General features: G+C 68.3%; 17 protein-coding genes. 7 read left to right on the top strand and 10 right to left on the bottom strand.

From position 1 onward, the window contains the following. Positions 1 to 7: 7 nt before the first annotated feature. The 4 genes from rplI to rpsF form a co-directional block, all read right to left on the bottom strand. Positions 8 to 460: a 50S ribosomal protein L9 gene (gene rplI / locus ACFXP5_RS10145; protein ID WP_394528156.1), complete on the bottom strand. Its 453-nt coding sequence runs from the start codon at positions 458 to 460 to the stop codon at positions 8 to 10. A gap of 8 nt (positions 461 to 468) precedes the next feature. Next, positions 469 to 723 carry a 30S ribosomal protein S18 gene (rpsR, locus tag ACFXP5_RS10140; RefSeq protein WP_013584646.1) on the bottom strand — a complete coding sequence of 85 codons (255 nt, stop codon included), beginning with the start codon at positions 721 to 723 and terminating at the stop codon, positions 469 to 471. Positions 724 to 872: 149 nt separating this feature from the next. Next, positions 873 to 1406: a single-stranded DNA-binding protein gene (locus ACFXP5_RS10135; RefSeq protein WP_394528155.1), complete on the bottom strand. Its 534-nt coding sequence runs from the start codon at positions 1404 to 1406 to the stop codon at positions 873 to 875. Continuing rightward, positions 1406 to 1792, bottom strand: coding sequence for a 30S ribosomal protein S6 (gene rpsF / locus ACFXP5_RS10130; RefSeq protein WP_394528154.1), 387 nt, complete (start codon positions 1790 to 1792; stop codon positions 1406 to 1408). Before rpsF ends, ACFXP5_RS10135 begins: the two co-directional genes overlap by 1 nt. Positions 1793 to 2008: 216 nt before the next feature. Between rpsF and ACFXP5_RS10125 the strand changes: the two genes are divergently transcribed. Continuing rightward, complete coding sequence (locus ACFXP5_RS10125) at positions 2009 to 3172, top strand: hypothetical protein (RefSeq protein ID WP_394544527.1); 1164 nt, start codon at positions 2009 to 2011, stop codon at positions 3170 to 3172. Here ACFXP5_RS10125 and ACFXP5_RS10120 read toward each other — a convergent pair. Both ACFXP5_RS10120 and exaC read right to left on the bottom strand, forming a co-directional pair. Next, positions 3161 to 3607, bottom strand: coding sequence for a DUF779 domain-containing protein (locus ACFXP5_RS10120; RefSeq protein WP_394544526.1), 447 nt, complete (start codon positions 3605 to 3607; stop codon positions 3161 to 3163). The two genes, ACFXP5_RS10125 and ACFXP5_RS10120, sit on opposite strands and share 12 nt — an antisense overlap. Before the next feature lie 61 nt (positions 3608 to 3668). Next, positions 3669 to 5219 (bottom strand): acetaldehyde dehydrogenase ExaC, encoded by a 1551-nt coding sequence (gene exaC, locus ACFXP5_RS10115; RefSeq protein WP_394544525.1) that lies wholly within the window; start codon positions 5217 to 5219, stop codon positions 3669 to 3671. Between the two features lie 271 nt (positions 5220 to 5490). Between exaC and ACFXP5_RS10110 the strand changes: the two genes are divergently transcribed. Genes ACFXP5_RS10110 through ACFXP5_RS10100 form a run of 3 tightly spaced genes read left to right on the top strand, consistent with a single transcriptional unit; the run spans position 5491 to position 7057 of the window. Continuing rightward, a complete protein-coding gene (locus ACFXP5_RS10110; protein ID WP_394528150.1) occupies positions 5491 to 5850 on the top strand; it encodes a PadR family transcriptional regulator in 360 nt (119 codons plus the stop codon). Then, on the top strand, positions 5847 to 6908 hold the full coding sequence (locus ACFXP5_RS10105) for a hypothetical protein (protein WP_394544524.1): 1062 nt from the start codon (positions 5847 to 5849) through the stop codon (positions 6906 to 6908). Before ACFXP5_RS10110 ends, ACFXP5_RS10105 begins: the two co-directional genes overlap by 4 nt. Beyond that, positions 6905 to 7057 carry a hypothetical protein gene (locus tag ACFXP5_RS10100; protein WP_394544523.1) on the top strand — a complete coding sequence of 51 codons (153 nt, stop codon included), beginning with the start codon at positions 6905 to 6907 and terminating at the stop codon, positions 7055 to 7057. The genes ACFXP5_RS10105 and ACFXP5_RS10100 overlap by 4 nt, the downstream gene beginning before the upstream one ends. A 65-nt stretch (positions 7058 to 7122) precedes the next feature. Here the strand turns inward: ACFXP5_RS10100 and ACFXP5_RS10095 are convergent, their stop codons facing one another. Beyond that, positions 7123 to 7998 (bottom strand): hypothetical protein, encoded by an 876-nt coding sequence (locus ACFXP5_RS10095; protein WP_394544522.1) that lies wholly within the window; start codon positions 7996 to 7998, stop codon positions 7123 to 7125. Positions 7999 to 8096: 98 nt separating this feature from the next. On the opposite strand from ACFXP5_RS10095, the gene ACFXP5_RS10090 reads away from it, so the two are divergent. From ACFXP5_RS10090 to ACFXP5_RS10080, 3 genes are read left to right on the top strand one after another with little or no spacing between them, the layout of a single operon-like run. After that, on the top strand, positions 8097 to 8498 hold the full coding sequence (locus tag ACFXP5_RS10090; RefSeq protein WP_394544520.1) for a YbaB/EbfC family nucleoid-associated protein: 402 nt from the start codon (positions 8097 to 8099) through the stop codon (positions 8496 to 8498). Then, complete coding sequence (locus ACFXP5_RS10085) at positions 8495 to 8827, top strand: hypothetical protein (RefSeq protein WP_394528145.1); 333 nt, start codon at positions 8495 to 8497, stop codon at positions 8825 to 8827. Before ACFXP5_RS10090 ends, ACFXP5_RS10085 begins: the two co-directional genes overlap by 4 nt. Further along, positions 8824 to 9627 (top strand): hypothetical protein, encoded by an 804-nt coding sequence (locus ACFXP5_RS10080; protein ID WP_394528144.1) that lies wholly within the window; start codon positions 8824 to 8826, stop codon positions 9625 to 9627. The genes ACFXP5_RS10085 and ACFXP5_RS10080 overlap by 4 nt, the downstream gene beginning before the upstream one ends. A gap of 13 nt (positions 9628 to 9640) precedes the next feature. Here ACFXP5_RS10080 and ACFXP5_RS10075 read toward each other — a convergent pair whose 3' ends face one another. Genes ACFXP5_RS10075 through ACFXP5_RS10065 form a run of 3 tightly spaced genes read right to left on the bottom strand, consistent with a single transcriptional unit; the run spans position 9641 to position 13382 of the window. Further along, on the bottom strand, positions 9641 to 10372 hold the full coding sequence (locus ACFXP5_RS10075; RefSeq protein ID WP_394544519.1) for a VIT1/CCC1 transporter family protein: 732 nt from the start codon (positions 10370 to 10372) through the stop codon (positions 9641 to 9643). A 34-nt stretch (positions 10373 to 10406) separates the two neighbouring features. Next, complete coding sequence (locus tag ACFXP5_RS10070; protein WP_394544518.1) at positions 10407 to 11849, bottom strand: CCA tRNA nucleotidyltransferase; 1443 nt, start codon at positions 11847 to 11849, stop codon at positions 10407 to 10409. Positions 11850 to 11858: 9 nt separating this feature from the next. Beyond that, entirely contained in the window at positions 11859 to 13382 is a 1524-nt protein-coding gene (locus ACFXP5_RS10065) for a DUF7059 domain-containing protein (protein WP_394544517.1), read from the bottom strand. Positions 13383 to 13409 lie beyond the last annotated feature (27 nt).

The raw sequence follows: 13409 nt of genomic DNA, 5'->3' as shown, positions 1-13409 counted from the left end.
CGCACCACTACTTCGCAGCGACCACCTGAAGGGTGATCACGGCGGTCACGTCGTCACGCAGGCGAACAGTCGCCTCGTGCTCGCCGACGGACTTGATCGGCGAGGTGATCTGGATCTTGCGCTTGTCGAGGTCACCGAAACCGGCGGCCTTGACAGCGTCTGCGACATCACCGGTCTTGACGGCGCCGAACAGGCGACCTTCGTTACCGGCCTTGATGGCGAGGCGCACCTTGTTGGACTCGAGAGTGTTCTTGAGTGCAAGGGCCTCTTCGTGGTCGTGGATGGCACGCGACTCGCGAGCGGCGCGGATCGACGCCACCTGCTTCTCGCCACCACGGGTCCACGACACGGCGAAACCCTGGGGGATGAGGAAGTTACGGGCGTACCCGTCCTTGACCTCGACCACGTCACCGGCACTACCGAGCCCGGTGACCTCGTTCGTGAGAATCAGCTTCGACATGGTGCTCCTTAGCGGCCGGCGCCGGCGTAAGGCAGGAGCGCCATTTCGCGAGCGTTCTTGATCGCACGGGCGATCAGACGCTGCTCCTGCACCGAAACACCGGTGATACGACGGGCGCGGATCTTCCCGCGCTCCGAGATGAACTTGCGGAGGGTGGCGACGTCCTTGTAGTCGATGACGCCGACGCGGATCGCCTTCGCGGGGGCGGCGTTCTTCGCGCCCTTCCGCGGCTTGCGGCGATCGCCGGTGGCCTTTCCAGCCATGCTTCCTTCTTTCTGAAAATGTTTCGGATGCCGGGACTGACCCGCATCCGGAATGTCTGCACTTCGACTCGGGGCGCCTTCGGCGCTCCTCGCTCAGTGTTGAGTCGTAGACGCGTCAACGCGGCTACGCCGCGATGATCCGTCTCGACTCAAAAAGGGGTGTCGTCGCCGTAGTTACCGGGCGTCGACCAGGCGTCGGCTCCGCCGGTGGCAGGAGTGCTGCCTCCGGACGAAGAACCCGGGGTCGACCACGGCTCGTCGGCCGCGACCTGGGGGCGAGACTGTCCGCCACCGGCGCTGCCGCCACCGCCGCTGCCACTTGCCGCGCGAGTGACCTGAGCCGTCGCGTAGCGGAGCGAGGGGCCGATCTCGTCGACCTCCAGCTCGATGGAGGTGCGGTTCTGGCCCTCGCGGTCCTGGTAGGAACGCTGCTTCAGGCGACCGGTCGCGATGACGCGGGCACCCTTCGTCAGCGAACCGGCCACGTGCTCGGCGAACTCGCGCCACACCGAGGCGCGCAGGAACAGCGCCTCGCCGTCCTTCCACTCGTTCGCCTGACGGTCGAACGTGCGAGGAGTCGACGCGATGGTGAAGTTCGCCACCGGGAGTCCGTTCTGCGTGTAGCGCAGTTCGGGGTCGGCCGTGAGGTTTCCCACGACGGTGATGACGGTTTCGCCGGCCATCAGGATTCCTTCTTGGCCGTCCGGGTCTCGGGCATCGCGGCCTTACGCGCAGCCTTCGCGTCGGAGCGCAGCTTCTCGGAGGCGACCAGAGCGATCGCTTCCTCGGCGCGGAGCACCTTGGTGCGCAGGATCTGCTCGTTCAGCTTGAGCTGACGGTCGAGCTCCTGCGTGGCTTCGCTGGATGCGGTGAAGTTCACGACGGCGTAGATGCCTTCGGTCTTCTTCTGGATCTCATACGCGAAACGGCGGCGACCCCAGATATCGACATTGTCGATCGAGCCGCCATCGTTCGTGATGACCTTGAGGAACTTGTCCAAGTTGGGACCAACCTGGCGCTCGTCAACCTCGGGGTCGAGGATGACCATGAGTTCGTACTGGTGCGTCACTAACCCACCTCCTTCGGACTTGAACGGCCACCGGGCATTTCCCGGCAGCAGGAGGGTGTGTGCACGTCATCGGGGCTCACGTGGATAGACCCACCGCCAGACAACCTTCGAAGTCTAGCGGAAACTGGCCGGCCTGACGATCACGAGCTCCGGCGCAGCATCCGTCCCTCCGTCGGGCCGGGCCGTGGGTAGCGTGGACGCCATGGAGCGCACCGCATGACGACACCACAGGTCGGCTTCGACTGGCGTCCCCTCGTCGATCCCGTCGATCCGCGCGAGACGCGGGAGTTCACGCGGATGCTGCGGGCGCAGGGCCGCGTGCCGAGCACCAACATCGCGGGCATCATCGCGGTCGTCATCGTCGGCGGATTCGGTCTGCTCATCGGCGGCGGCGCCTTCCTGGCGGTGATCGGCGGGATCATCGAAGCGATCTCAGGCGGTGGCGGGGGCGCGGGTGCCCTCGCCGCGGCTGTGCCGTTCGTCGTCTTCACCGTGATCGCCGTCGTCGTCATCACGGCGATCGTCCGCGGTTCACGCAACGGGAACGTGCGATGGCTGCGCCTGGATCGCTTCGCTCGCGCCAACGGGATGAGCTTCGTTCCCAGCCTGCCGAACCCCCATCTGCCGGGCATGATCTTCAACCAGGGCGGCAGTCGCGAGTCCAGCGACCTCGTGCGCGGCGAGCAGCCCCGCTTCGTCGAGTTCGGCAACTACCGCTACGTCACCGGCTCGGGTAAGAGCCGCACCACGCACCGGTGGGGCTACGTCGCGGTCAAACTCGACGTGCCGCTGCCGCACATCATCCTCGACGCGACGGGCAACAATGCCCTGTTCGGTTCCAACCTCCCCATGTTCTTCGACCGCGACCAGCGGCTCAGCCTCGAGGGCGACTTCGACCGGTACTTCGCGCTGTTCTGCCCGCAGGGCTACGAGCGCGACGCTCTGTACCTCTTCACGCCCGACATCATGGCCCGCTTCATCGACAACGCCGCGCAGCTCGACGTCGAGATCGTCGACGACTGGATGTTCCTCTACGCCAAGCGCGATCTCTCCACTCTCGACCCCGCCACGTGGGGGTGGCTGTTCTCCACGGTCGCCGCGCTGCTCGACAAGATGGCCCAGTGGGCGCGGTGGCGCGACGATCACCTGGACAGCGCGCTGGCCCCGAGCGCGGGGGGAGCGGCCTCCGGCATCCCGGGGGCGGCTCCCGGCGTGCCGGCACCTCTCACGACCCCGCCGCCGGGCGTCGCTCCGGCGGGTCGGCGCCTGAAGGGCGGCGTCCCGTGGGTGGCGATCCTCGTCTTCGGGGGGATCGGCCTCGTGTGGCTGTTCTCGGTGTTCGGCGGGTGGGGCGTCTTCGCGAGTCTGCTATCGCGCTGATTCCTCGGCGGCCACGAGGCCGAAGTGCTCGAGCTCGGGCTGATCCAGCATCCGGGACCTGATCAGGAACCTCATGCCCGTGGGCGCCTCGACCGAGAAACCCCCACCGCGACCGGGCACGACGTCGATCGTCAGGTGCGTGTACTTCCAGTATTCGAACTGCGACTCCGACATATAGACCTCGATCGGGTCGATCGGCTCAGCGCCGATCGATACCGGCCCTGAGCTCGTCGAAGGGTGCATGCTGACATCGACGGAGCCCAGGTGCACATCACCCGGACCCGTGAGGAACATCCCCACCGGGAAGCACATCGGCGAGCTGCCGTCGCAGCATCCCCCCGACTGGTGGAACATCAGCGGACCATGCTGTTTCGTGAGGTCGCGAAGCAGGGATGCTGCCGCCTCGGTCACCTCGACGCGGGAGAACTGCGTCATCTCATCCCTTCGGATCGATGCCGGGACGGACGCGGGTGAGGCGCCCGTCCCGGCCGTCGACTCAGAAGAAGCCCATCGGGCCTTCTGCGTACGACGCGAGCAGGTTCTTCGTCTGCTGGTAGTGATCGAGCATGCGGAGGTGGTTCTCGCGTCCGATGCCCGACTGCTTGTACCCCCCGAACGCGGCGTGCGCCGGGTACTGGTGGTAGGTGTTCGTCCACACCCGGCCGGCCTGGATCGCTCGGCCCGCCTTGTAGGCGATGTCGCCGCTGCGGCTCCACACCCCCGCCCCGAGGCCGTACAGCGAGTCGTTGGCGATCGCGATGCCCTGATCGAAGTCGTCGAACGCGGTGACCGACAGCACGGGGCCGAAGATCTCCTCCTGGAAGATGCGCATGTCATTCGTGCCCTCGAACACGGTGGGCTCGACGTAGTACCCGCCCGACAGGTCACCGCCGAGGTCGACGCGCTCGCCGCCGGTGAGCAGCTTCGCTCCCCCGGCCTTGCCGATGTCGATGTACGACAGGATCTTCTCCAGCTGATCGTTCGACGCCTGCGCGCCGATCATCGTCTCGGGGTCGAGGGGATTGCCCTGCTTCACCTTCGCGACGCGGGCGAGACCGTCGCCGAGGAACGTGTCGTAGATCGAGCGTTGGATGAGCGCGCGCGAGGGGCAGGTGCACACCTCCCCCTGGTTCAGGGCGAAGAGGGTGAACCCCTCGAGGGCCTTGTCGTAGAACGGATCGGCGGTCGACAAAGCCACGTCCTCGAAGAACACGTTGGGGCTCTTCCCGCCGAGTTCGAGCGTGACGGGGATGAGGTTCTGGGAGGCGTACTGCATGATCAGACGTCCCGTGGTCGTCTCACCCGTGAACGCGATCTTGCGGATGCCCTTGTGTGAGGCGAGAGGCGCACCGGCTTCGATGCCGAATCCGTTGACGATGTTGACGACACCCGCCGGCAGCAGGTCTCCGATGAGATCGAACAGGAACAGGATCGATGCGGGCGTCTGCTCGGCCGGCTTCAGCACGACGCAGTTGCCGGCGGCGAGGGCGGGGGCGAGCTTCCAGGTGGCCATGAGGATGGGGAAGTTCCACGGGATGATCTGCCCGACCACGCCGAGCGGTTCGTGGAAGTGGTACGCCACGGTGTTCTCGTCGAGCTGGCTCAGCGTGCCCTCCTGGGCGCGAAGCACCCCCGCGAAGTAGCGGAAGTGGTCGACGGCGAGCGGGATGTCGGCGGCGAGGGTCTCGCGCACGGGCTTGCCGTTCTCCCACGTCTCGGCAACGGCGATCATCTCGAGGTTCGCCTCGATGCGATCGGCGATCTTGTTGAGGATGATGCTGCGCTCGGCCGGGGTCGTCTTGCCCCAGGTCGCGAAGGCCTTCCACGCCACGTCGACCGCGCGATCGATGTCTTCGACCGTGCCGCGCCCGACCTCGGTGAAGGGCTTGCCGGTGACCGGGGTGATGTCTTCGAAGTACTCGCCCTTGATCGGATCCACCCATTCGCCGCCGATGTAGTGGCCGTAACGGGGGCGGAACTCGGCAAGCGCTCCTCGCTCACCGGGGGCGGCGTAAACGCTCGAGACGCCTTCTTCGACGATGGTCATGTTGTCTCCTTCGACGGTCCATGAGCGCGCGCATCCACGCGCGTTGGGAGCAGTTTAGGCGCGGGCATCGGCCGCGACCAGGGGTGCGCCGGCGGAGCCGGAGCGCGGGCGTTCGGGCGGAGATGTGCCTTCGGGAGGGCGCTCAGCCTGAAAGCATCCTCCCCACCGCACATCTCCTCCGGAGTGCACCCGATGCCGGGGAGGCAACCCGTCATAAACGAATCGCACACTACTGCGCAGTGCGTGGTACCGTGCTCTCGAGAGGAGCGCCATGGACACCACGCAATTGCTCAAAGGGGTGCTGGATGCTGCGGTGCTGGCCGTCGTTCAGCACGCCGACGGATACGGCTACGACATCGTGCGACGGCTGCGCGAGGCGGGTCTCGACGAGGTGGGCGACGCGTCGGTGTACGGCACCCTGCGCCGCCTGTACAGCGCCGGGGCGCTGTCGAGCTACGTCGTCCCGTCCGAGGACGGGCCGCACCGCAAGTACTACGCCATCAACGCCCACGGCGACGAGCTGCTCGCGAATCAGCGGGAGAGCTGGAGCCACTTCTCGGCGGTGATGGGCGACCTCCTCGACCCCCAGAAACCGAAACCCGCGCTGCGCACGATCGGAGAAGCACGATGAGTGTCACCACAGTCCGCCCGGAGATCGCCCAGTTCGCAGCGTCCGTCCGCGAGCACCTCGACGATCTGGCGGACGATGACGTCGACGAGCTCACCGGCGGGCTGGAGGCAGACCTGTCGGACCAGGCCGCCGAGGCCGGCGACACCTTCGAGATGCCGGATGCTGCCGCGTACGCCGCCGAACTGCGTGCGGCCGGCGGACTGCCGGAGCGCGGGGAGCGCAGGAGGAAGCGCCGATCGGTACGCGCGTGGTGGTCGGCAGTCGGCAGCAACCTCGCCGCGACCGCCCGCGACTATCGCTTCGGCGCCTGGCTGCTCGACACTCTCGGCTCTCTCGTTCCGGTCTGGTGGATAGCGCGCGCGTTCGCGCTGTACATGTTGCTCGTCATCTTCGTCGGAATCCCTCGGCCCCTGGGCAACGACCTCGTCGACCGGGCGAGGGCCCTGTACTCGGACCCTCGCGCGACGCTCCTCCTGGTCGCGCTCCTGCTTCTCAGCATCCAATGGGGACGCGGTCGATGGGCGACGGCATCGTGGCTGGTTCTCGTCCGCAACGGCGTCAGCATCGTCGCCGCGATCGCGTTGCCGTTCCTCTTCTTCGGACTTCTCTCCGGCGCTCAGGAGGTCGTCATGTCCTCAGCAGCCATGTCGCAGAACGGGCCGACCCCGGGACTCGCGGTCGACGGGCAGCGGGTGCGCAACATCTTCGCGTACGACGCGAACGGCGAACCCATCGATCACGTCCAACTCTTCGATCAGGACGGGCGTCCTCTCACCACCGTCGGAACGTACGGTCAGCGCGAGGGATGGGACTACTACTTCTACGGCGGCGGGGGTCCGACCCCGGTGGCGGAGAGGGAGATCGGTCGACAGCCGGTGTGGAACGTCTTTCCGCTGCGAGAGGTCTCTCCCAGCGACGCGACCGCCGGTGAGCCGAACGTCGACGCCGCGTTCGCCCCGATCTTCCCGTTCCCGCGGGTGCCGGCGATCGCCGGGACCCTGACCGACGCGGCCCAGCCCGAGGCGACACCTTCGATAACCGAGACTCCGGCGCCATGAGCGACCAGCCGCGGATCGTCAGCATCGACATCACGCACCTGGTGCGCGCGGCCCTCGAGCACTCGGGTGCCTCGCCGCAGCATCCGATCGTCCCTGCTGGTTCGTCCGACGCCCCGCAGGAGAGCGCTTCGGGAGGAGATGTGCGTTAGGGAGGAGCCTCCGGCTGAAACCACCCTCCCCACCGCACATCTCCTCCCGAATGCGCAGCCGGTGCTCAGCGCGGACCGAAGATCGCGAAGGCGGCGCCGAACAGCACCACCGCCGCGGCAATCGCACCGAGGTACCAACCGATGCGACCGCCGTTCACCGCGCCACCGCGGGAACGCATCTCGGCGGCCGGCGGGGCGGGCTGAGCAGCAGCGGCGTTCCAGGCTGAAGGAGCAGCAGCCGCGGGAGCCGGCGCCGGGGGCGGGGGCGGGGGCGTGGCGGGAGCGGCGGCGGGGGCGCTCTGGAGGCGCTCGAGTACCGCGCCCATCGTGTCGAGGATGCGCTGCCACACCCGCGGATCCGCGGTGGCCAGGGGCTGCGGGGCGTAGAGGAACACCCAGCCGCCCGCCAGCTCGAGGTCGAAAGCCACGGTGCCGTCGTCCAGAAGCGCGCACAGCTCATCGGTGAAGATCGCCGCAGCCCATGCAGCGGCTGCGGGATCCGTGTGGATCACCACGGCGCGGCCGGCTGCTCCACGCGGAGTGGCCACCGCTCCCCGCGGGAGGGAGGGGAGGGCGGAGCGCTGGCGGTTGCGGTCGGCCTCGATGATGACGGTGGGGAACATGCCCGGGGCTGCGGCGGCGGCATAGCCCCAGTACTGGGTGAACTGGTTGCCGATCGCGATCTCGGTGTAAGCGCTGTTGCCGATCTCCAGCACGGGTTGTCCGGGGATCCGCACGATGTTCACCGCGCGCTGCATGTACCGCGGGGCACCGCTCGGTTCGCGGAAGACGACGCCCGGAAACGGCTGCTCCGTGGTGTGGGTGAAGTACTCCCACCCGTTCGCGGCCGCAAGACTCTGCACGGCGAAGGCATCCGGGTTCACTCCGCGCGGCGGCGCGGTGGGGTGAAGGAGCGGCGCAAAATCGGGTCCAGGAAACATGTTGCTATTCTCACGCGGTTCGCTGCAAGGGGAGGGGTCTGAATCAGGCGGCGCGTCGCATCGCCGTAACATGCTGGGAGACGACCTTGGGGGGCGGCATGGAGACAACGGAAGAAGTGCAGGAAGCGCTGCGGCGCATCAATGCGCAGGCGGCGCAGGCCGTGCAGAACGCTGAGCGGATGCAGCAACTGGCGGGTGAGATCCAGCAGATCTCGGCGGACGTGACGTCGCCGGGCAACGAACTATCCATCCAGGTCGACGTCGGGGGACGCCTGACCGACGTGCGCTTCACCGCTGCCGCGCTGTCCTTGCGCCCAGATCAGCTGTCGAAGCTTCTGCTCGATGCCCTCGAAGAGGGCTACCGGCGCACGAGCGAGGCCAGCGTCGCACTGGCGGAGAGCGCCCTCGGCGAGAACTCCGCGACCGTCGCCGGCATCCGCTCCAATGCCGAGACCTACGCCCCGAAGATCCGGCGGAACGACGAAGGGATCGTGTCATGAGCTACGGAATCGACCTGGACTGCGGTGGACTGCGCGATCACGCGGGCCGCATCGACAACATCGCCCGCTCACTCGATGACCCCATCGGGGCTGTGCAGTACGTCACGCTCGGCGCCGACGCCTACGGCATCATGTGCGGGTTCGCCGGACTGCCCACCACCCTGATGGGTGCCGGGGCCGGCGCCGCACTCCTCGCCACCCGAGGGGTGCTCGAGCGTGCGGCTGAACTCGTCCGCCTCGCCGCCGACGAGTTCGAGCAGCAGGAGCAGGAGTACTGCACGCAGCTCAAGGAACTCGAGAACACCATCGACGGGACGGTGTACGTATGACCCCCGTCGGCTTCGGCGGCGTCGTGACGGGAACGATCGCCTCACAGTCGAACTCCCTGATCGTCCCTCCCGAGATGCCGGGGTGGATGGACGGGGTCGGGCCCTTCGAGGACGGCATGACCCTCGGCCAGTCGTTCCAGAGCGGCGACTGGGTATCGGGCGCTCTCGCCGGCGTCTCGATCGGCATGTCCGTGGTCGATGCCGTGATCAATCCCATCGCGACCCTGGTCTCGCTGGGCGTCGGCTGGATGCTGGAGCACCTCTGGCCGTTGAACGACTGGCTCGATCAGCTCACGGGCGACCATCAGATGGTGGCGAGCTACGCCGTGATCTGGCAGAACGTGTCGACCAGCGTCAGCGAGTCCGCGGCGGAGCTCGATGCCAGCCTCAGTGGGATCTCCCACATGAGCGGCTTCACCATCGACGCCTACCGCGCCGTCCTGCAGACCATGGCGGGCGCCCTCAGCGGAGCCGCAGCCCTGGCGAGCGGCGTGGGTCTCGCCGTCGAGCTGCTGTCGACCCTGGTCAAGATGGTGCACGACATGGTGCGGGACGTCATCTCCGACCTGGTCGGCTTCGTCGTGCAGAGCATCGCGCTCGCCGCCGCCACCCTGGGCGCAGCGACCCCCGGGATCGCTGCCCAGCTGGCCGTCAAGTCCGCCAAGTGGTCGACGCTGCTCACCGCGTTCATCCGCGACCTGGTGACCTCCGCGGGAACGTACGTCAGCCTCGCGCAGCAGCTCAAGGGCCTCTTCGACGGCGTCTCCGACACCCTCGAAGGGCGCCTCAGCCCCGCCTGAGCAGACAGCGCGATCACACCACCCCGGTGGCGCCGAGCAGGGTACCCACGCCGTAGGTGGCCGCGAGGGCGATCGCGCCGCCGATCACCACGCGCAGGATCGCCTTCATCCTCGAACTGCCTCCGAGGCGCGCCGAGATCCAGCCGGTGAGCCCCAGCGCGACGAGCACGGCGATGAACGTCGTAGGCACCCGCCACTGCTCCGGGGGAAGCAGGATCGCGAGCAGGGGCAGCAGCGCACCGATCGTGAAGGAAAGGGCAGAAGCTGCGGCGGCGTGCCAGGCGCTGACCACGTCGAGCTCGTCGATGTTGAGCTCGGCAGACAGATGGGCGGCGACGGCATCGTGCGCGGTGAGTTCGGCGGCGACCTGCCGAGCGGTCTCGGGGCGCAGACCTTTCGCCTCGTAAAGACCTGCGAGCTCCACCAGTTCCTCGTCGGGCATCTCCCGCAGTTCGCGCTTCTCCTTCGCGATGAGCGCGCGCTCGCTGTCGCTCTGGCTGCTCACCGACACGTACTCCCCCAGCGCCATCGAGATGGCACCACCGACGAGCCCCGCGATGCCCGCCGTCAGGATGGGCGCCACCTCGCTCGTCGCGCCGGCGACGCCGACCACGATCGCGGCGACCGACACGATGCCGTCGTTGGCGCCGAGAACTCCCGCCCGCAGCCAATTGAGGCGCTGTGCCAGCCCCTGCCGGTGGGGTTCACGGGGGTGCTGACCGGGGAGGGACGCGTCGGTTGACATGTCCAAACTCAACCACGGAAGACGGGAGTGCGGCTCAGGGGCGCGCGGCCCACCATTCGCGCAGCCGTTGCTCGGCCACCTCGGGCGGGAGCGGGCCCTCGTCGAGGCGCAGTTCCAGCAGGAAGCGATACGCCTCACCGACCTCGCGTCCGGGCGAGATTCCGAGGACTTCCTGGATGCGATTGCCGTCGAGGTCTGGACGGATCGCGTCCATCTCCTCCTGCTCGCGCAGGGCGGCGATCCGGGCCTCGATGTCGTCGTAGGCCGACGCCAATCGGCCGGCTTTGCGCTTGTTGCGGGTGGTCACGTCCGCCCGAGTGAGGATGTGCAGCCGTTCCAGCTCATCACCGGCGTCGCGCACGTAGCGGCGCACGGCGGAGTCGGTCCACGCCCCTTCGGAGTAGCCGAAGAACCGCAGGTGCAACTCGACCAGCCGCGACACCACGCCGATCGTGTCGGTGTCGAAACGCAGTTCCTGCAGGCGCTTGCGTGCGAGGCGCGCGCCGCGCACGTCGTGGTGGTGGAAGGTCACTCCCCCACCCGGCTCCAAACGGCGGGTGGCCGGCTTCCCGATGTCGTGCAGCAGCGCGGCCAGGCGCAGGGGCACATCGGGAGCGGCTCCCGGGTGACGGGAATGCTCGAGGGCGATGGCTTGGCGCAGCACCGTCAGGGAGTGTTCGTAGACGTCCTTGTGATGGTGGTGCTCGTCCACCTCCAGGCGCAGGGCAGGCACCTCGGGGAGGAAGTACTCGAGAAGTCCGGTGTCGACGAGGATGCGGATTCCTCGCACCGGGTCGTCGGTCTGCAGCATCCGCACGAGCTCGCCCTGAATCCGTTCCGGACTCACGATGTTCACCGTGTCACCGAGGCGGGCCATCGCATCCAGCGTCGAGTGGTCGACGTCGAAGTCGAGCTGCGCGGCGAAGCGGGCCGCGCGCAGCATGCGCAGCGGGTCGTCGCCGAAGCTGATCGCCGGGTCGGCCGGGGTGCGCAGGCGCTGATTGATGAGGTCCTCGACGCCTCCGGTCGGATCGACCAGCGCTTTCTCCGGAACCCGCAGGGCCATCGCGTTGACGGTGAAGTCGCGGCGGGCCAGGTCGCCCTCCAGCGTGTCGCCGAATTCGACGGTGGGTTTGCGGGTCACGCCGTCGTAGCTGTCGGCGCGGTACGTCGTCACCTCGACCTGCTCGGAGCCGCCGCCGGGCAAGGACACCCGAGCGCCGATGGTGCCGAACTCGCGCCCGATGTCCCAGTGCGCGGTCGACAGCGGGGTGAGGATGCGCAGGATGTCGTCCGGGAGGGCGTTCGTGGTGAAGTCGAGGTCGTTGACCCGCCGGCCCAGCAGAGCGTCACGCACCGGACCGCCGACGATCGCGAGCTCGAATCCCGCCGCCGCGAAAGCCCGTGCGAGGCGGGCGACCACGGAAGAGTCGGCCAGAGCGTCCAGGCGCGCGACTCCCTCGGCCATATTCAGCATGCCTCGAGCCTATCCGGGGGCCAGTCGGAGGAAACCGGTGAAGACCAGCTCGCGCACCCGGGGCAGCAGATCAGCGCGCAAGAGCACCGGATCGACCTCGAGCAGCTGGGCGATCGCATCGATGAGAGCGCCGGTGGGCAGGTCACCGTCGCTCGCGCCGACGAGAGCGGCCAGGCCCGGATCGACGGTGATGGCACGTCCGAACCCCTCGCCCTGGCGCAGTTCGATCACCGTGGGGTCCGCCTCGCCCGGGCGGTGGTGGCGCGCTTCGGTCACGTCGGGTGCCACGATCAGGCGTGTCGCGGCGAGCGCCTCGTCGTCGAGGGCGGCCAGTCGGTCGTGGGCGGCGAACGCGGCGTCCACGTGCGCGCCGAGCGCGCCGTCGCCCGCTCCGAACGCCTCCTCGTATCGCGCCAGTGTCGGCTCCCCCGCGGAGGGGCGCCGCAGAAGCAGGTAGCCGAAGCCGATGCCCGTCACCCCGCGCGCCGCGAAATCGTCGAGCCACGCGTCGACGAGGCCGGAGAACACCGGCGAGCCCGGCACGGTGCCACCGTCACGGATCCACAGCTCGGCGTACGCGATCGGATCCAGCCATTCGCGCTCGATCACCCACGCGTCAAGCGGGACCGGCGAGGAAGCGACCCATTCGCGCACGCGGTCGAGGCCCTCCACACCGTCCCTCGTCTCCCAATTGCCGAGCAGCTGAGCGAGGCCCCCGGGCTCGAGGTGCTCTCCCACGCCGCGCACGACCGAGGCGACGAGGTCGTCGCCGACCATCCCGCCGTCGCGGTACTCGTACGCCGGCACCCCGGTCTCGCGGGGGGTGATGACGAACGGCGGGTTCGACACGATGCGGTCGAAACGCTCACCGGCAACGGGGGTGAAGAGGCTCCCCAGACGGGTCTCGATGCCGTCCACGCCGTTGAGCAAGGCGTTCAACCGGGTGAACCGCAGTGCGCGCTCCGAGACATCGGTCGCGACGACGCCATCGATGACCCGGCGCATCCGCAGGGCTTGGATTCCGCATCCCGTTCCCACGTCGAGTCCGGATGCTGCCGGCACGGTCGATTGCAGGCGCGCCAGGGTCAGCGAGGCGCCCCCGACACCGAGCACGTGGTCTTCGGGGAGGGGTCCTCCGAGGGCGGCTTCGTCGAGGTCGCTCGCGATCCACCACTCCCCCTCGCCGACGTCGTCGGAGAACGACTGCGGCCGGATCAAGACGGTCGGACGCACGAGATCACCGTCGATGCGGGCGATCCCCAGAGCGGTGAGTCCTTCGCCGCGGGTCTGCGGCAGCGCTCGATCGACAGCCGCACCCTCGACCGGAACACCGAGCGCGAAGAGGCGACCGATCACGGCGAGGGAATCGTCGCGCCCGGCCAGGGCGCGTTCGGCGGGTGATCGCAATCCCCGCCCGTGGGCGGCGTCGGCGTGCTCACCCCACGCCTCGCGGAGCGCGTCGGAGGAGTACGAGGCTGCGGCGAGATCGCTCGAGAGTGCAGCGACGAGAGCGGGGTCGGGATGCGGAAGCATCCGTCCATTCTCCCTTTTCCCGCCGGG

It is taken from the genome of Microbacterium hanjuni (assembly GCF_043556395.1).
Classification (GTDB): domain Bacteria; phylum Actinomycetota; class Actinomycetes; order Actinomycetales; family Microbacteriaceae; genus Microbacterium.
Note: the sequence above shows the minus strand (reverse complement) of the source record. Positions and strands in the feature narration are given on the sequence as shown.

Coding starts and splice junctions, on each gene's coding strand:
- rplI (WP_394528156.1), bottom strand. CDS start 460: ATGTCGAAGCTGATTCTCACGAACGAGGTCACCGGGCTCGGTAGTGCC.
- rpsR (WP_013584646.1), bottom strand. CDS start 723: ATGGCTGGAAAGGCCACCGGCGATCGCCGCAAGCCGCGGAAGGGCGCG.
- ACFXP5_RS10135 (WP_394528155.1), bottom strand. CDS start 1,406: ATGGCCGGCGAAACCGTCATCACCGTCGTGGGAAACCTCACGGCCGAC.
- ACFXP5_RS10125 (WP_394544527.1), top strand. CDS start 2,009: ATGACGACACCACAGGTCGGCTTCGACTGGCGTCCCCTCGTCGATCCC.
- ACFXP5_RS10120 (WP_394544526.1), bottom strand. CDS start 3,607: ATGACGCAGTTCTCCCGCGTCGAGGTGACCGAGGCGGCAGCATCCCTG.
- exaC (WP_394544525.1), bottom strand. CDS start 5,219: ATGACCATCGTCGAAGAAGGCGTCTCGAGCGTTTACGCCGCCCCCGGT.
- ACFXP5_RS10110 (WP_394528150.1), top strand. CDS start 5,491: ATGGACACCACGCAATTGCTCAAAGGGGTGCTGGATGCTGCGGTGCTG.
- ACFXP5_RS10105 (WP_394544524.1), top strand. CDS start 5,847: ATGAGTGTCACCACAGTCCGCCCGGAGATCGCCCAGTTCGCAGCGTCC.
- ACFXP5_RS10100 (WP_394544523.1), top strand. CDS start 6,905: ATGAGCGACCAGCCGCGGATCGTCAGCATCGACATCACGCACCTGGTG.
- ACFXP5_RS10095 (WP_394544522.1), bottom strand. CDS start 7,998: ATGTTTCCTGGACCCGATTTTGCGCCGCTCCTTCACCCCACCGCGCCG.
- ACFXP5_RS10090 (WP_394544520.1), top strand. CDS start 8,097: ATGGAGACAACGGAAGAAGTGCAGGAAGCGCTGCGGCGCATCAATGCG.
- ACFXP5_RS10085 (WP_394528145.1), top strand. CDS start 8,495: ATGAGCTACGGAATCGACCTGGACTGCGGTGGACTGCGCGATCACGCG.
- ACFXP5_RS10080 (WP_394528144.1), top strand. CDS start 8,824: ATGACCCCCGTCGGCTTCGGCGGCGTCGTGACGGGAACGATCGCCTCA.
- ACFXP5_RS10075 (WP_394544519.1), bottom strand. CDS start 10,372: ATGTCAACCGACGCGTCCCTCCCCGGTCAGCACCCCCGTGAACCCCAC.
- ACFXP5_RS10070 (WP_394544518.1), bottom strand. CDS start 11,849: ATGCTGAATATGGCCGAGGGAGTCGCGCGCCTGGACGCTCTGGCCGAC.
- ACFXP5_RS10065 (WP_394544517.1), bottom strand. CDS start 13,382: ATGCTTCCGCATCCCGACCCCGCTCTCGTCGCTGCACTCTCGAGCGAT.